Below are 17,858 nucleotides of genomic sequence, written 5' to 3'. Positions count from 1 at the left end.
AACATAAATAGTTGAAATTTAATTCCATTTTTCATGAGCATATTAATTGTCGATGATTTACATGAGGTTATTCTTGACCAGTTCAAGAAGGAGAACATTGCTTATGATTATCAACCTGATATACAGCGTGAAGAGGCAGAAAAAATAATAGGGAACTATTCAGGACTTATCATCCGATCAAAATTCCAAGTTGACCAGGCTTTCATCGATTTGGGGAATAAGCTGGAATTTATAGGCAGGGCCGGAGCTGGGATGGACAATATCGATGAAGAATATGCCGCTTCTAGAGCAATATTCCTTTTTTCTGCTAATGAAGGAAACCGCGATGCAGTGGGCGAACATATGATCGGCATGTTATTGAGCTTGATGAATAACCTGAATCGGGGGGATAAGGAAGTGAGAACGGGTTTCTGGAAAAGGGAAGAAAACAGAGGTTATGAACTCAAAGGTCGGACTGTTGCATTGATCGGTTATGGGAATAACGGCCAGGCCATGGCCAAGAAGCTATCCGGTTTTGAGGTTAATGTTATTGCTTACGATAAATACAAAACTGGCTTTTCGGATCAATATGCGCGTGAGGTTTCCATGGAAGAAGTGGTAAAACAAGCCGATGTATTAAGTTTCCACATCCCATTGACCCGCGAAACAAGAGGTATGGTGGATGAGGAATATCTTTTCCATTTCCGCAAACCCATCTTTTTTTTGATGGGCGCCCGAGGAGGAATCGCAAAAGTTCCTGCGGTCTTAAAGAATCTCGACAATGGAAAGATTCTTGGAGCAGCCTTTGATGTGCTCCCATTCGAAAAATTTCCAGCTTTAGCGGAACAGGAATGGTATGCAGATCTGATCAGCAGGGACAATGTTTTGTTGAGTCCGCATGTGGCCGGTTGGACCTTTGAAAGTTACGAGAAGCTTTCCTCCTTCCTTGGTGAAAAGATTATCGGTTTTTTAAAGAACAGATAAAAGTAGAAAATTAGGCTAGGTACTACTTCCACGATAAGCAGATCCATACGATCAACCACTGTACAATCAAAGCTAAATCCAAGAGGTAAACATGGTGGTAATGTTTTTTTGTTGTGAAAATAAGGGCTTTAAAAAGAAACAGTACAAGCAAACTGGTTAAAACCATTCCCATTTTAACAGGATCTGAATAAGGTGAAAAATAGATCAAGAGAATATGGATTACGCCCATAGCATAGGATAAACCTATCGCTTTCCTTTTTCCCAATAGAATGGGCAAGGTTTTCAGATTATATTGTACATCCTGCTCATAATCTCGGATATCAAAGGGCAAGGTACAGAGCAGCAGAAATAGAATCTTAACGATGCCTAAGTAATTAGCCATATACCAATCGATCGCCTCACCATTTGCATATAATTCAAGGACGGGCAATCCCACGCTGCTCAGCGACCATATTACCGCAATATAGAATACCTTTAAACCTGGAACCTGCCTCAAACCAAGTCTCTTACCTTTGAATTTGACGAGCGGAACAGCGTAAGCAATGCTGATCAACCCGATGACACCAAGAAACACCCAAGTGATAAGTTGCAGTTGCCATAATGCAAACAGACAAACAATAAAGGCTAATAAACTTAATACCCAAAAAACAGGCAAATTCCTTCCTATCCAGCGCGTTCGTATATAAGGTGATTTTTCGGTTTCTCGGGGTAAAGAGAGATACAAGCTCAAATTGTACAACAATAAGGTGGTTGTTCCCTCGACAATTAAGATGGAAGGATTTATCGGGAGTTGGAGGATCATGTAAGTCAAGGCGCATTGGGCTATTGCAGCCAAAGCAATGAGCAGGTTGGTATGCACCAAAAAATAATATATCCTCTTTAAAATTTCCACAATAAAACCTAAACAAAAATGCAATTTATTCAATCAAGACAGGAAAAATTAGTAAAACATATTAAAAAAAATTAAATTAGCTCTGCTGGGAGGCTATTTAACGGCATCTAATAACTAATTGACCGAATTAAATAATTTCCCTAGCAAATAAACATATAGACCTATAATTTTATTTTAGAAAGATGAGTTTTCAAATTAAATCTTTTGAGGAGTATCAAAAAGCTTACAAAGAGAGTGTAGAAAATCCGGAACAATTCTGGGGAGGCATTGCGGAGAATTTCTTTTGGAAAAGAAAATGGACCAATGTATTAAACTGGAATTTCAAGGAGCCGGATATTAAGTGGTTTGAAGGTGGTAAGCTGAACATTACCGAAAACTGTTTAGACCGTCATATTTACCAGTTGGGCGATAAGCCTGCTATTATTTGGGAGCCAAATGATCCACATGAGGCACATCGTGTGCTTTCCTATAAACAATTATTACAGAAGGTAGAACAATTCTCCAATGTATTAAAGAACAACAACATCCGCAAAGGCGACCGGGTTTGTATCTACTTGCCGATGGTTCCTGAATTGGTGATTGCTGTTCTTGCCTGTGCTCGAATAGGCGCCATCCACTCGGTGGTTTTTGGTGGTTTCTCGGCGCAATCCATTGCAGACAGGATCAATGATGCGGAATGTAAATTGGTGATCACTTCGGATGGTGGTTTCCGTGGAAAGAAAATCCTGGAACTTAAAACCATTGTTGATGATGCCTTGATGCAATGTAAATCGGTAGAAAAAGTGATTGTACTTACCCGTACGCGTACGCCGATTTCCATGATCAAAGGTCGTGATGTATGGTGGGAAGATGAGATCAAGAAAGTGGAAACACAAGGAAATCCAGCATGCCCAGCAGAAGAAATGGATGCTGAGGATACCTTATTTATCCTATATACCTCCGGTTCGACCGGAAAACCGAAAGGTGTAGTGCACAGTACTGCCGGTTATATGGTCTATACCGGATATACCTTCGCCAATACTTTCCAATACCAACCTGGAGAAGTGTATTTCTGTACAGCTGATATTGGTTGGATTACTGGCCATAGTTACATCGTATATGGACCATTATCGCAAGGAGCTACTTCTTTGATGTTTGAGGGAATTCCAACCTATCCTGATGCTAGCCGTTTCTGGGATATCGTAGAAAAATACAAAGTTAACATCTTATATACCGCTCCTACAGCGATCCGTTCGTTGATGGCTTTTGGAGATGAATATGTGCAGAATAAGGACCTTTCTTCTTTAAGAGTGTTAGGTACCGTGGGTGAGCCAATCAATGAGGAAGCTTGGAATTGGTACCACGATAAAGTGGGAAAAGGAAATTGTCCGATTGTGGATACCTGGTGGCAGACAGAAAATGGTGGTCATTTGATTACGCCGATTGCGGGTATTACACCGGAAATCCCAGGATATGCCATGTTACCATTGCCAGGCGTTCAACCTTGTTTGATGGATGAGAACGGAGAAGAGATTGAAGGAAACGATGTTTCTGGAAACCTTTGTATCAAATTCCCTTGGCCAGGTATGCTGCGTACAACTTGGGGCGACCATGAACGTTGTAGACAGACATATTTCTCTACGTATGAGGATATGTATTTTACAGGTGACGGTTGTTATAGAAGTCCGGAAGGATATTACCGAATTACGGGCCGTGTGGATGATGTGTTGAATGTCTCTGGACACCGTATCGGAACTGCTGAAGTAGAAAATGCGATCAATATGCACGCAGATGTGGTGGAATCAGCAATTGTTGGTTATCCGCATCCTGTTAAAGGACAGGGCATCTATGCTTATGTGATTGCGAACCATCATATCGATGCTGAGAAAACACGTCAGGATATTTTGCAGACCGTGACTAGGATTATTGGTGCGATCGCTAAACCTGATATTATTCAGTTTGTGACTGAATTGCCTAAGACAAGGTCTGGGAAGATTATGCGTAGGATTTTGAGAAAAATCGCGGAAGGCGAATTGGGATCTTTAGGTGATACTTCAACCTTGCAGGACCCTACTGTTGTGGAAGCGATTATTGAAGGCTCCAAGGAGATGAAATAAATAGGGAGCCATTGTTATTGCCGGTTTACTCCAGCATTGCATATTTCATCATTATTGCGGGTTTCCCCGTCATTGCGAGGCACGAAGCAATCTTTCGACTAATGTAAAGATTGCTTCGTGCCTCGCAATGACGTAATACACACCTCGCAATGACGTTATTAACCCTTCGCAAGGACAGCGTCTTCCCAAAAAAAATTAAAACCTCCACCCCAAAGAAACCCCATTTTCAATTGGAATCACCTTTGGCCCATTCGAATATATAGAGTGAAAAGATCTTCTACTTATCCATCCTACATGATAATTCATCACCTCTACAGCCACACCTAGCGAATACCCCCATTCATCCCTCCTAAACGTATTTTCAAAATCCAAATCCGTATTCCCATTCTTACCATTAAAATGATATTTATAATACGGCCCTGCAGAAATAACCACATTACTTCCAAATTTAAGATTCATCGGAACCATCAATGAATTCCTCTCAAACCTTCCTTCTGCAGATCGACTTGCATTATTATTAAAATATCCTCCTAAATCAACCGCCCACAATTTCTTGAACCGATACTCCATTTGCAGACCAAGGCTAAAGCCAATATCCGATTTTGCATCATAAAACTCATCATCATACAGATGCTTTCCCGAATTCAACTGGAACATTCCTGCTAAAGTCACTGGTTTTCCAATACTTTTCGGATTTTCCTTCAACCTCTGCATCTTCTTGGTAGCAACAAGTTCCTTCTGCTGATTAGCCAGTGCTCCAACAAATCGAGCTGAAAAATCAGCAATTTCCTTCATCCCATCATAATCCAATAATTCCGCTTTATCCTCAGGCTTATGATAAGGAGATTTCAATCCCGTAAAAACATGGATAGCAGGAATTCCTACTGACCCAAAAGGTTCTGTATCCGTTCGCTCCTCAATTTTATCCGAAAGATTTAATAGGTTTAATCCTTTTGCTTCTTGTTCGGCCAATTCCACGCCATCTCCCAATGTCCGAACACCCTTTAACACCAAGCCCTTATTCTTACTCAACATTCCCACCATATCAAAACTGAACATTGCCTTAATTTTATTGCGCTCTTCAGCACTCAACTTATCAACAAAATGTTTCGCACCTAAAAGACCCGATTCCTCCGCATCAAAGGCAATAAACAAAATACTTCGTTTCGGTCTATTGACATCCTCTCCAAAATATTTCGCCAATTCAATTACCGTCGCTACACCAGAAGCATTATCATCAGCACCAGGATACCAAACTTTACGATCCTTTTTATAGCCCAGATGATCATAATGAGCTCCTAACACGATCAATTCTGATTTCAATTGAGGATCCGACCCTTCTACAAATGCCCATACATTATGCGCCTTAACCTTCGCAAGACTAAAAGTCAATTCAAAATCCTGTATAAAACCCCCTTGATATGGCTGTAAACCTGCCGATCTGAACTGTTCTACTATAAATTTGGTCGCTTTATCCTTTCCGGCAGTGCCCAAACCTCTTCCCTCCAATTCTTCCGAAGCAAGATAATGTACATGTTTGGATAAACTATCTTTGGAAATATCCTGAGCAACTAATGATTGCAGGCTAACTAACGATAAAACGGCAAAAACAAATAAACGAGATAAAATTAATTTCTTCATAATATAGCTTGGTAAACCCAAAAGTATAAAAAGAACTACAATTCAAACTCAAATTCTTGATTTTTCTCTGTTTTATACGCTAAAGATTGGGTAGCTGGCGATATTGCAAACAAAGGTGAAAAGGTTTTTACTTTCACGGTCTTTCCATCAGGCAAGAACTCCAGATACCTCAACCATCCATCGCCACCGTTTCCAAACCAACCACCGCCCATTGCCTGCGCATTAAAAGTCATTTGGGAGACCGTTTTTCCAGCGGCATTCTTATCCTGTCGGAAACCTATATGTCCTTCAAAATTATTGGGTTCCCCGATATGACCCGAAAATACCAAACGGATATTCTTAGAAGGTTTCACCAACTTCTCAAAAACCGCAGCTCCATAATTAGCATCCTGAATCTTATATCCTTGATTAACAATATGCTTGCTGTTTTTATCCAAGAATACATGCGTAAGAACAATCACATCATGCTCAGCATATGCCGGTTTATCCACCACCGATTTAGCCCATTGCAATACGGTATCCCGTGGTGCAAATTCCAATACCATCACCAATATCTTCTTCAGATGTGGGGTAGTAAACTCATATACCGCATTTACCGCGCTGGAATTGCCATTCAAATTGGGACCTACTTCACGCAAAGCCTTTGCATTTAAGCCATTTTGATCCGAACTAAAATACTGATCATACTGCGTGGACCGGTATTCGGCACTCACATGCCCATAATCGTGGTTTCCAGTTGCCAATACATACGGCACATACCCATCCAACTTCTGAAATGCTCCACGGATATTCGACCATTGTTGTTTGCTGGTCTGATTGGCCGCCTTTCCATTAGGATTCAACAGATCATTTTGCTCCACCAGATCTCCTGTACATAACACAAACTGCGTGTTCAAGGAGTCTACATTTTCTTTTATCCAAGCAGTCATTAAATTGACCAGCGGAACATTGCGTTCAAATTTCACATAGGATTGCGGATCGGGAATCAAAACCAAAGACCAAGAGTCTTTGTTACTAAGTTTTGGTTTCACATAAGCTTGCTGTGCTGAAGCCGTAAAATTATACATCAAAAACCCTAGAAATAGAGTCAAAATTAGGATAGGTTTTTTATTCATGTTGATTAGTAATTGATAAATAAAGCTAATTATAAAACCACACGAAAACTACATTTTTTTCAAGTTTAACCGTAATTTAACGACGAAAAATGCGAGTTTTTTATTATTTTTAGCCAATTCCCATAAATTTCTAATAATTAGTTCATGCTGTTTACTATACTTCTTGGTTTGTTTTCCGCCATTTTGCTTATCCCTTTCGGATCCAGGCTCAAATCCAAATGGAGTATTTTATTACCGCTTATCCCAACGGGAATCTTTGCCTATTACCTCGGATTTATCCCGAAAATTGCATCAGGAGCATCCTTTGTCCAACATATCGAATGGGTCCCGACACTGGGTGTTAATTTTGACTTCCGTTTGGATGGTCTCTCCATGTTGTTCATGTTGCTGATTACCGGAATAGGGACCGGCATCTTCTTTTATGCGCGAACCTACCTCAAAGGACATCCTTATTTTGACCGGTTCTTCGGTTATTTATTCCTTTTCATGACCGCCATGATGGGATTGGTCCTTTCGGATAACATCCTGCTCTTATTTATTTTCTGGGAGTTGACCAGTATCAGTTCCTTTTTCCTGATCGGATTCAATAACGACAATAAGGATTCCAGGAAAAGCGCCATGACAGCGTTGACCATCACCGGGATGGGTGGATTCTTTCTCTTAGCAGGTTTGGTATTGCTCGGAAATGTGGCTGGAACTTATCAGATTTCGGAATTGATCGAATATAAGGATAGGATTATTAACAGTGATTTCTATCCATTAATCCTCCTTTTTATATTCTTAGGAGCATTTACCAAATCCGCACAGTTCCCTTTCCATTTTTGGTTGCCTGGAGCGATGAAAGCTCCAACACCAGTTTCAGCTTATCTGCACTCCGCAACCATGGTAAAAGCGGGGATCTACCTGTTGGCGAGGTTCTTTCCTGCCTTAGGTGGCACCGACCTCTGGTCCTATCCACTCATGATCGTAGGGGGATTCACCATGCTATATGCGGCCATACATTCCCTGTTCCGGATCGATCTGAAATCTATTTTAGCTTATACAACTATCTCGGCATTGGGAATTCTGGTATTCCTTTTAGGCGTTGGAACCCGGGAAGCTATTATAGCTGCTGCCGTATTTATCTTAGTCCATGCCCTTTATAAAGCAACATTGTTCTTAGTAACGGGGATTATCGATCATGAAACTGGCACAAGGGACATCACTAAGCTTTCCGGCTTAAGAAAGGTATTGATGCCGGTGGCCATCGCAGGTATACTGGCAGCTTTAAGTAGTGCCGGTCTACCAGGAACTTTTGGTTTCATCGGTAAGGACCTCATCTATGAAGCCACTTTACATAGCAAAGAAAACCTAATGCTAATTTTGACCATTCTGGCGGTTATTACCAATACCTGCCTAGTAGCGGCAGGATTTATGGCAGGATGGAAACCCTTTGCTGGGGAACTTCCGCAGGAATATAGCAAGCTACACTTACCCTATAAATCCATGTGGATTCCACCATTAATCTTAGGTACCCTAGGTCTTTTGTTCGGGTTGTTTCCTGGTTTTATTGGGAAATGGATGAGCCTGGCAACTGCAAACAGCATATTCGGTGCTGAAACAGATTTGAAATTAGCCATCTGGCACGGATCCTTTAATACCGTATTGATACTTAGCCTAGTAACCCTAGGATTAGGGATCCTACTATATATATTCAATAAACCAAGTGAAAAGAAAGTCTCCTTTTTAGAAAAATTCCAATCCATATCTTCCCAAAGTATTTTAACAAGATACAGTAACGATATTATTCGTTTTTCCACTTGGTATACGGGCAAATTCCATAACGGCTATCTACGCTCTTACCACCTGAAGATCATTCTATTTGCTGAGGGATTGCTGATCTATAAATTATGGATGAGCGGGCCAATTCAAATTGATTTTGACAACCTGACTCCTTTAACTATCTATGAAGTAGCAGTGGTCGTCATCCTCCTTGGGGCATTATTGATCGTTGTATCCACCCCTTCTCGCTTAACTGCAGTAGTTTCCATGAGTGTCATCGGTTACTGTATCTGTTTGATGTATGTGTTCTACAGTGCACCGGATCTGGCCATGACCCAATTTACTATTGATACCTTAAGTACCGTATTGTTTGTACTGGTTCTCTATAAACTTCCAGGCTTCCTGAATCTAGCCTCCGCTAAACAGCAATACCGCGATATCGTGGTTGCATTAGGATTTGGAGCCATTTTATCCATTATTGCATTGAAGGTATTATACGAACCTATCCAAACACAGACCAGTGATTTCTATGGGGAGAATGCCTATATCTTGGCCAAAGGAAAGAATGTTGTCAACCTCATCCTTGCCGACTTCCGGGGTATAGATACCATGTTTGAAACGGTGGTTCTTGGTATAGCAGCCTTAGGCGTATATAGTTTGTTAAAATTAAGGTTGAAATCATCAGAAAAAGAATAGAAATATGCGCAGTATAATTTTACAGACCGCAACACGATATCTGTTGCCTATCCTACTCTTATTTTCCTTCTTTTTGCTCCTACGTGGCCATTATTATCCCGGAGGAGGATTTGTGGGCGGCTTGGTCGCATCCATCGCCTTCGTGCTCCATAGCTTTGCCAATGGTACCGAAGCAACCATGAAAATATTGAAAAGAAAACCATTGTCCTTGATACCCATCGGATTGGGCATTTCTGCCACAAGTGTAGTGCTTCCTACCTTTTTTGGCCTTCCACCAATGACCGGTCTTTGGTGGGAAGAAAAGATACCCGTAATTGGCATGATAGGCTCAGCCTTATTTTTTGACCTAGGCGTTTACCTGGTCGTAGTAGGCGTCGTCTTAACCATATTGTTCACCATCTCATTAACCAAGGACTAATCATATGGAATTATTACTTGTTGCTGTTTTGGGTTTATTGTATGCTGCGGGGGTCTATCTCATCCTGCGGCGAAGTATGGTCAAGCTCCTCTTGGGGATCATGCTCCTAGGAAATGGAACAAACATTTTAATTTTCCTTTTGGGTAGTATTACCAAAGGAAAACCACCAGTAATTGATGCCGACCATAATGTTTTTCAGGATATTTATGCTGATCCGATCCCGCAGGCCTTGATCCTCACCGCGATTGTTATCAGTTTCGCATTAACGGCATTTGCCATCGTATTATTGAAACGTGTCTACGCATTGGTCAATTCAGATGATTTGGATGATTTAAACACGCCGGAAGAAGAAGATATATGATCGATAACCATATTTTAGCCCCTGTTTTTATCCATTTGTTCACTGCCATCATTCAATTGATTGCTTGGCGGAAGACAATATCTCAGCGTTTTTTGAGTGTGGGTGGCGCGTTTATCGGACTTCTGATTGCCATCCGGTTGTTTGCTAAGGTTTATAACGAAGGACCGCTCCATATGAATGCCTCCAATTGGGAAGCACCATTCGGAATCGTCTTTGTTGCCGACCTGCTCAGTGTCACCATGGTCCTGCTCACTTCCATTGCAGGTTTCGCGGTTTCCATCTTCTCCTCCATCGGTCTGAATAGGCAACGGATGTTATACGGTTACTTCCCGATCTTCCATTTCCTTTTAATGGGATTGAACGGCGCCTTCCTGACCGGCGATATCTTCAACCTTTATGTCTGGTTTGAGGTCATTATCATTTCTTCCTTTGTTCTGATGACATTGGGTGGCCGAAAAGCACAATTGGAAGGTGCTGTAAAATACATGGCGATGAATATTCTCGCCTCGACCTTCTTCCTGACTGGTATCGGGATTCTTTACGGTATTACCGGCTCCTTGAACATGGCAGACCTTTCCCTTAAGATCAGGGAATTTGACAATAAAGCTTTGGTCGGGATCACCTCGGTATTCTTTATCATGGGATTTGGTATCAAATCTGCCGTCTTCCCCTTATATTATTGGCTACCTTCCTCCTACCATACCCCACCTTCCGCAGTAGCAGCTACCTTTGGTGGTCTATTGACGAAAGTCGGTATCTATGCTATTCTACGTGTATTCAGTCTGATATTTATACCAGATGATTTTACCAGGAACCTGTTTATGGTCCTAGCTGTTTTAACGATCCTTACTGGAGCTTTTGGGGCATTGATCAAAACCAATATCAGAAGGCTGTTTTCCTATTTGATCGTCTGCCATATCGGATTTATGCTGGGTGGTATTGCTATGTTCAGCAAGATTGCGCTGATGGGAACCGTGCTCTACTTGATCCACGATATTATTGTTAAGACCAATATGTTCCTGATTGCAGGGATCATCCGACAGATCAGAGGAACGATGGATATGAATAAATTAGGAGGTCTGTATAAAAATTATCCGCTGATCTCTTTGATTATTGCTTTGGTCTTATTTTCACTGGTAGGTATTCCGCCATTATCAGGCTTTTGGCCAAAAATCTACCTCTTCCAGGAAGCTTTTATAGAAAAACAATATTTCTTCATCATTGCTTTAATTGTAGGAAGTTTAGTAACGATGTATGTCATAGCCAAAATGTGGGCCGATGTATTCTGGAAGGACACCCCTGAAGGCGTAGAAGTTGATGATAAATTTGTGGATCTGCCACCATTCAAAAAGATCCTTTTAGTACTACCTATCCTCCTTTTGTGTGGTGTTACTTTGTACATTGGTCTGAATGTAGAAAACATCATCATCTTGGTGGATAAGATAACGAACGAATTGTTGGACACCAGCCTGTATATCCGCACGGTATTGGGCGATAAAGTTTTTGAACAATGATCAAGTTTTTTCTAATGAACCTGTTGCTATCCTTTATTTGGGTAGCTCTTACGGGATCCATGCTCTATTCTAATTTTATCTTTGGATACCTCCTGGGATTTGGCGTGTTATGGATCATGAATCGGAATGAATCGGATGTCCGCTATTTTTATCGGGTGCCCAAGATCATCAGTTTCTTCTTTTTCTTCCTATACGAATTAATCAAGGCCAATGTCCAGGTCGCATATGATGTGATTACACCAAAATACTTTTTCAAACCCGGTATTGTTCGTTATCCGGTCAATGCGAACACCGATTTTGAAATCAACCTGTTATCCACTTTTATCTCCTTAACGCCAGGCACCCTGATCATTGATATCAGCGATGATAAAAAAGCTATTTATATCCATGTGATGTACCTGAAGGATGAAGAACAATTCATCCGAACATTAAAAACCGGAGTTGAACGTAAATTATTAGATTTATTACGATGAGTTTAGAGGCCTATTTTGATTTTGTGATTCTTCCGATATTGACCATCTCGGTGCTCTTGGTTTTCATCCGATTATTCAAGGGACCAACAGTGGTGGATCGAGTGATCGCGCTGGATCTGATCATTACCATCGGGATTGGAATCATCACCGTCTACAGCATCCGACAGGAACAGGATGTGCTATTGGATGTGGCGATCATATTGGCACTGATCGCTTTCTTAGGCACTATCGCCTTTTCTTATTACATTGAAAAACAACAAGATGATTGATATTATTCTAGCCATATTAAGCACCGTAGGTGCACTGAGTATCCTGTTTGCCTCTATCGGCGTTCTTCGGATGCCTGATTTTTACCTACGCCTATCCGTAACGGTAAAAGCCTCCACCTTAGGGGTTGGTTTATTGTTGATCTGTGCGGCTATTATGTTCCCTGGAGATGTCTCGGTAACTACCAAATCCATCGCCATTATTTTCTTCTTAATTCTAACTGCCCCTATTGCGGCCCATATGATAGCCAAAGCAGCCTATTTTACTGGCACCCCTTTGTGGAAAGGCACGGTGGTCGATGAACTTAAAGGGATGTACAACAAGGAAACACATTGTTTAGAAAGTGATCCGGAGAAAGCACAGCCCCATGCAAAAGAGAACATCGCGCATTCGGATGATGCCACGGATTAAAATATCAGGTTAAAATATCAAACAAACAGGTTTAAATGCATTGATGCGTTTGCCAGAATCTGTTAATAGCCCGGTTTTTTTATCCCTTTTGAAGATTACAACTTCATTACTGAGTTGGTTTCCAACGAGCACAAACTTTTCATCTGGTGAAAAATTAAAGTTTCTCGGCCCTTTGCCCAATACAGATTGTACTTGGATTTTCTCCAATTTTCCATCTCTAAGCACCTTAAAGCTAGCAATGTTATTCGCATCAACCCGATCCGTAGCATATACAAATCGACCATCCTTGGAAACCTTGATATCCGCAGCTCCACTGTTTCCAGAAAAGCCTTCCCCATTCATGTTCAATCGTTGTTTTTCGACCCAAGTATCATTTTCCTTTTCATAGACCAGCACATCAGCTGTCATTTCCATAATGGCGTAAATTATCTTCTTCTTCGGATGAAAGGCAAGATGGCGTGGTCCAGCACCTGCAGGAGTTTTAATGATCGATGCTAAATTCAAGGCATGTTTTCCATCTTTCTTCTGTACCTGGAATTCATAGATCTGATCCGAACCTAAATCAGAAACATAGACATGATTGTCTTTTCCAAAAAATGTGGAATGTATATGTGGTGCATCCTGGCGCTTTTTATTCGGTCCTGACCCTTCGAATTTTACATTTCCTTCATGACCTAATAAACCCTTTTGAGAATCAATACCATAGATATCCAATGTTCCGCCTAAATAGTTGGAGACAATGGCATATTTACCTTTGGGATCCAACAATACATGACAGGGAGCTGACCCTGTTGTGGGCAATTTATTGATGAATTTCAACTTGTCCCCTTCTATCTGAAAAGCCGATATCGATTGATTACCATCGGTCAATTCATTTACAGCCAGTAAAAGCTCATTTTTCCGTGCAATAAAGGATGGTGAAGGGGTTTCCGTCTCCGACAACAACGTTACATCTGCTGTTTCGGTATCAAAGGAAAAAGTATAAATCCCTTTACTCCCTTCTTTTTCCGTATAAGTTCCAACATATAATGGAATTTTTTGCGCTTTAATTTCTGTAACTACCACTGTCATAAGGATTAATGCAACTGAAAAATATCTTTTAATCATCTGTTAAATATGGTTAAATCGAGTTTATTGTAAGACTGTTTCGCTATTTTAGCGGAATTAAGAAGCGGCTGAAATAGATTATTATTTTATTTCATTCGTAAATGTATTAAAAAAGGCATAATATTTAATATTTTTGCCAAAAGACTATCGGAATAGCGCGTTAAAATAGAATGAAAAACCTTTCAAAGATTATAATATTAATACTTACGGTATGTTCCATACAGGTAAGTGCACAAGAAAAACTTATTGATCGCGTAGTGGCTACTGTTGGTTCGGGGGTAATCCTACAATCAGAGGTAGAAGCTCAATACGCCCAATACCTGCTTAATCGTGGGGAACCTGCTGCGGATATCAAATGTAGATTCTTACAACAGTTGATCATCACGAAGTTATTGGCTCAACAAGCGGCCATTGACTCGGTAGAAGTAACCGAATCAGAAGTAGATGATGATCTAAACTCCCGTATGCGTGGAATGATTGCTCAAGGTGGTGGTCAGGAGCGTGTAGAGGCTTTCTTGAAACGTTCGCTCTTACAGTATAAGGAGGAAATGCGTCCAGTAGTTGCGGAACAATTAAAAGCACAAAAATTCCAACGTTCCTTGATCCAAAAGATCACGATCACTCCATTGGAAGTTAAAAAATATTTCGAATCCTTGGCAGAAAATGAAGTTCCAAACATCAGTACCCAGGTGGAAATTGGTGAGATCACCATTGAACCGGAATTGACCAAGGACGAGAAGAATGTATTTAAGGAGCGTGCAGAGAAATACCGCCAACAGGTTTTGGATGGTACAGATTTCGGTACGGTTGCACGTTTTTATTCAGAAGATAAGGAATCTGCAAAAAGAGGTGGTGAATTGGGTTTTGCGCCTAGAACGAATTATGTGAAGGAGTTTTCCGCCATGGCTTTTAAATTAAAAGAGGGTGAGATCTCACCGGTATTTGAAACGGAATATGGATTCCACTTCTTGCAGGTATTACAACGCCGTGGAGAGGATGTTAATGTGCGCCATGTCTTGATCCTTACCCAGCCTACCCAGGCAAGTTTAGATCGCGCGAAAACCAAGTTAGATTCTGTTTTGAATTTGGTTAAAACTGGTAAGATGAGCTTTAGTGCGGCTGCATCTAGATATTCGGATAATAAAGAAACGAAGTTTACAGGAGGTATGGTTATCGATCCTAGATCGGAAAACCGTTCGACGATTATTGCCGTGGAGAATTTGGAGAAAGAGGTATTTGTCGCTATTGACCCGATCCAACCTGGAGAATATACAGAATCCTATCAATACCAAGATCCAAGAACTGGAAAGATAGGTTATAAATTCAATTATTTGAAGACTCGTATTCCGCCACACCGCGCAAGTTTAGAGCAGGATTTTGCAACTATTCAGTTTTATGCGCAAGAGGATAAAACTCGCCGTAAAATGAGTGAGTGGTTTGAGAAGAAAACAAAGACTACGTTTGTTCAGATCAATGAAGATTTTGGTTCTTGTGATGAGCTGAAGATCTTTTCGAAGAGTAATTTGGAGGATGTAGCGGTGAACGGGAATTAGGTTGGGGATGATAGATAATAGATATTAGATTATAGACATTAGATAAAAACGCTTCATTGCGAGGAACTTAAACCTCATTGAGAGAAACTTAAACGTCATTGCGAGGAACGAAGCAATCTTTACACTTATCGAAAGATTGCTTCGTTCCTCGCAATGACGCTTTATAGCAATGACGCTTTATAGCTATCACGTTTTAAAGCTCAACGCTTTAAAACAATCCAATTTCTACCTTTCCCACATCATTTCCAGAATAACCTTCCAATTGAAATCATCTTTCAATTGCCAGATCCGGATATAACTAAACTTAACCACCTTATCCTTCATCCCTACAGTAGCCGTTCCTAGCGTATAAGCAAACTCACCACTATAAGCACGTCCTACCTCCGTTGGTTCCGTATCGATCTCAATCCGGTCCTTTTTCAAAAAGTCAAGAACCTTATCCCTGCCTTCAATCTCATCCTTCCAAGGAAAATAAAAACGAGCATCATCCGCCAAGAACTCTTTATAACCCGTCCTAGTATCTGCTTTCAAGATGGTAGAGAATAACTCATCCGTTTGGAAAACGACTTCCTCACGCTGTTGTAATCTCTTCTCCGAGCGATGTTTCAGGTAATTCTTGCTATCCGGTTCGTAATATTCCAATCCTTCGGATTTTTTCTTTCCAAAGTTATCAACCTCTGTACGCAAATGGATCTTCCAGTTTCCTTTTTTATCCCTACGCCATACCGAAAGGTATTGACCAAATCTTTTCGGAGATCCCACTTTTTGAAATTCCATAGGGCCTGAGGTCACTCCCCAGTCCAAACTACGGGATACCAAAACCAGATTGGGTTCCCAGGTCAACAGATCGGGAATATTAGGTCTATTATCCAAATAATTAACGGCATTCACAGGAGAGGGCACATAAAAGGTAGACTGTTTATCTACCATATATTTGAATCCAGCATGTGGACCCTCCGATTTTGATATGTTTGCTGCGGTTTTATCCACGTTCAACAATCCCCCAACCTTCTCAGGCATCTGGGCGAAAGCAGAAACGGAAACCAAGGCAGCGGCTAGTATTGATAAGCCTTTTTTATAGATCATTCGATATAATTTCTGCTATCTAATCAAATCTTATTCCAAAGTGTTCCTTCCTTGCTGTCCTTGAGCTGAATACCTATTTCCGTAAGCTTCTCGCGGATACTATCCGAAGTCACAAAATCTTTGTTTTTCTTAGCTTCATTGCGGATTCCAATAAGGATCTGCATCAGATCATCCATATTGTCCACATCTCCAACCTGATCATCTTTCAAGCCTAAAATATCGAAAACAAAATCCGATACATAGCCTTTCAATGCTTCCAAGTCGGCTGCTGTGATCGTCAATTTGCCATCATACAGTGAATTGATGATACGAACCACCTCAAACAACTCTGCAATCAGAACAGGGCTATTGAAGTCATCGTCCATCGCGGCATAAGATCTTGCTTTGATTTCCTCCAGATTTCCAAAATTGGACTTTCCGGATACTGCAATCTTATCCAACAGCGCAATGGCAGACATCAATCGTTTATAGCCTTTATCTGCAGCATCCAAAGCTTCATTGGAGAAATCCAATGTACTCCGGTAATGGGCCTGCAGCATAAAGAACCTAACAGCCATTGGCGAGTATCCCCTATTCAATAAAGGATGATTCCCGGTGAACAATTCCCCAGGAAGAAAGCCATTCCCTGCAGATTTGGACATCCTTGCACCATTTACGGTCAACATATTGGTATGCATCCAATATTTGGCAGGTGTAGTATGGTTACACGCTTCAGATTGCGCAATTTCATTGGTATGATGAGTTGCGGCCAAATCCATACCACCGCCGTGGATATCGAATTGATCACCCAGATACTTTCTGCTCATGGCCGAACATTCAATATGCCAGCCAGGGAAGCCTACACCCCATGGCGATGGCCAACGCATGATATGCTCTGGCTTAGCCTTGATCCATAGGGCGAAATCCAACCTACCCTTTTTCTCATCCTGCCCACCCAGTTCACGGGTATTGTTCAGCATATCTTCCAGGTTACGGTTGGTTAAAATCGTATAATTATATTCTTTAACGTATTTATCCACGTCAAAATATACCGTACCATTCACTTCATAGGCAAAGCCGTTCTTCATAATTTCCTGAACCATTTCTATCTGTTCAGAAATATGTCCAGTAGCAGTTGGTTCTATGCTTGGTGGTATGGTATTGAACATGCGGAGCACATCATGGAAACCCAAGGTATATTTTTGCACAATCTCCATGGGTTCCAATTTCTCCAATTTAGCCTTTTTAGCAAATTTATCATCCCCTTCGTCATTGTCTCCTTCCAGGTGACCGGCGTCGGTAATGTTGCGTACATAACGTACCTTATAGCCCAAATGGACCAAATAACGGAAGATCAAATCAAAGGAAACAAAAGTCCTACAATTCCCTAAGTGAACATCACTGTAAACAGTGGGCCCACAAACATACATACCAACCAAATTGGGATGAATAGGCACAAATTTCTCTTTCTTGCGCGTAAGGGTATTGTATAATACAAGATTATGCTCCATAATGAATTGTTGCT

At 41.0% G+C, this 17,858-nt stretch carries 16 protein-coding genes; 10 read left to right on the top strand and 6 right to left on the bottom strand.

The window, feature by feature from the left end; translation table 11 throughout:
- Positions 1-33 precede the first annotated feature (33 nt).
- Positions 34-963, top strand: coding sequence for an NAD(P)-dependent oxidoreductase (locus VJ786_RS05740; protein WP_336557424.1), 930 nt, complete (start codon positions 34-36; stop codon positions 961-963).
- Between the two features lie 22 nt (positions 964-985).
- On the opposite strand, the gene VJ786_RS05735 is transcribed toward VJ786_RS05740, so the two are convergent.
- Positions 986-1,855 (bottom strand): UbiA prenyltransferase family protein, encoded by an 870-nt coding sequence (locus VJ786_RS05735; protein ID WP_336557423.1) that lies wholly within the window; start codon positions 1,853-1,855, stop codon positions 986-988.
- A gap of 182 nt (positions 1,856-2,037) precedes the next feature.
- On the opposite strand from VJ786_RS05735, the gene acs reads away from it, so the two are divergent.
- Complete coding sequence (acs, locus tag VJ786_RS05730) at positions 2,038-3,951, top strand: acetate--CoA ligase (protein WP_336557422.1); 1,914 nt, start codon at positions 2,038-2,040, stop codon at positions 3,949-3,951.
- Between the two features lie 195 nt (positions 3,952-4,146).
- Here the strand turns inward: acs and VJ786_RS05725 are convergent, their stop codons facing one another.
- Entirely contained in the window at positions 4,147-5,592 is a 1,446-nt protein-coding gene (locus VJ786_RS05725) for a M20/M25/M40 family metallo-hydrolase (RefSeq protein WP_336557421.1), read from the bottom strand.
- Positions 5,593-5,627: 35 nt separating this feature from the next.
- The gene (locus VJ786_RS05720; RefSeq protein ID WP_336557420.1) at positions 5,628-6,707 is read right to left on the bottom strand and encodes a metallophosphoesterase; all 1,080 of its coding nucleotides are present in this window, start codon (positions 6,705-6,707) and stop codon (positions 5,628-5,630) included.
- Positions 6,708-6,851: 144 nt separating this feature from the next.
- Between VJ786_RS05720 and VJ786_RS05715 the strand changes: the two genes are divergently transcribed.
- The 7 genes from VJ786_RS05715 to mnhG are packed head-to-tail and all read left to right on the top strand — an operon-like array spanning position 6,852 to position 12,608.
- Positions 6,852-9,164, top strand: coding sequence for a putative monovalent cation/H+ antiporter subunit A (locus tag VJ786_RS05715; protein WP_336557419.1), 2,313 nt, complete (start codon positions 6,852-6,854; stop codon positions 9,162-9,164).
- A gap of 4 nt (positions 9,165-9,168) precedes the next feature.
- Positions 9,169-9,582 (top strand): Na+/H+ antiporter subunit B, encoded by a 414-nt coding sequence (locus VJ786_RS05710; RefSeq protein WP_099365508.1) that lies wholly within the window; start codon positions 9,169-9,171, stop codon positions 9,580-9,582.
- Positions 9,583-9,586: 4 nt separating this feature from the next.
- A complete protein-coding gene (locus tag VJ786_RS05705) occupies positions 9,587-9,943 on the top strand; it encodes a Na+/H+ antiporter subunit C (RefSeq protein ID WP_099365507.1) in 357 nt (118 codons plus the stop codon).
- Positions 9,940-11,457, top strand: a complete 1,518-nt coding sequence (locus VJ786_RS05700; protein WP_336557418.1) for a proton-conducting transporter transmembrane domain-containing protein — start codon at positions 9,940-9,942, stop codon at positions 11,455-11,457. Before VJ786_RS05705 ends, VJ786_RS05700 begins: the two co-directional genes overlap by 4 nt.
- Positions 11,454-11,930: a Na+/H+ antiporter subunit E gene (locus tag VJ786_RS05695; protein ID WP_336557417.1), complete on the top strand. Its 477-nt coding sequence runs from the start codon at positions 11,454-11,456 to the stop codon at positions 11,928-11,930. Before VJ786_RS05700 ends, VJ786_RS05695 begins: the two co-directional genes overlap by 4 nt.
- Positions 11,927-12,199 (top strand): monovalent cation/H+ antiporter complex subunit F, encoded by a 273-nt coding sequence (locus VJ786_RS05690; RefSeq protein WP_099365504.1) that lies wholly within the window; start codon positions 11,927-11,929, stop codon positions 12,197-12,199. Before VJ786_RS05695 ends, VJ786_RS05690 begins: the two co-directional genes overlap by 4 nt.
- Entirely contained in the window at positions 12,192-12,608 is a 417-nt protein-coding gene (gene mnhG, locus VJ786_RS05685) for a monovalent cation/H(+) antiporter subunit G (protein ID WP_336557416.1), read from the top strand. The genes VJ786_RS05690 and mnhG overlap by 8 nt, the downstream gene beginning before the upstream one ends.
- Positions 12,609-12,617: 9 nt before the next feature.
- On the opposite strand, the gene VJ786_RS05680 is transcribed toward mnhG, so the two are convergent.
- The gene (locus tag VJ786_RS05680; protein ID WP_336557415.1) at positions 12,618-13,715 is read right to left on the bottom strand and encodes a lactonase family protein; all 1,098 of its coding nucleotides are present in this window, start codon (positions 13,713-13,715) and stop codon (positions 12,618-12,620) included.
- Between the two features lie 170 nt (positions 13,716-13,885).
- Here VJ786_RS05680 and VJ786_RS05675 point away from each other — a divergent pair, with 170 nt between their 5' ends.
- Positions 13,886-15,268, top strand: coding sequence for a peptidylprolyl isomerase (locus VJ786_RS05675; protein ID WP_336557414.1), 1,383 nt, complete (start codon positions 13,886-13,888; stop codon positions 15,266-15,268).
- A gap of 225 nt (positions 15,269-15,493) precedes the next feature.
- Here VJ786_RS05675 and VJ786_RS05670 read toward each other — a convergent pair whose 3' ends face one another.
- Both VJ786_RS05670 and cysS read right to left on the bottom strand, forming a co-directional pair.
- The gene (locus VJ786_RS05670) at positions 15,494-16,354 is read right to left on the bottom strand and encodes a DUF4440 domain-containing protein (RefSeq protein WP_336557413.1); all 861 of its coding nucleotides are present in this window, start codon (positions 16,352-16,354) and stop codon (positions 15,494-15,496) included.
- A 23-nt stretch (positions 16,355-16,377) separates the two neighbouring features.
- Positions 16,378-17,844, bottom strand: coding sequence for a cysteine--tRNA ligase (gene cysS, locus VJ786_RS05665; protein ID WP_099365499.1), 1,467 nt, complete (start codon positions 17,842-17,844; stop codon positions 16,378-16,380).
- Positions 17,845-17,858 lie beyond the last annotated feature (14 nt).

The sequence above is a fragment of the Sphingobacterium tenebrionis genome, from assembly GCF_037126265.1.
Classification (GTDB): Bacteria; Bacteroidota; Bacteroidia; order Sphingobacteriales; family Sphingobacteriaceae; genus Sphingobacterium; species Sphingobacterium tenebrionis.
The sequence above is the reverse complement of the archived record's forward strand: the minus strand, read 5'-3'. Positions and strand labels throughout refer to the sequence as shown.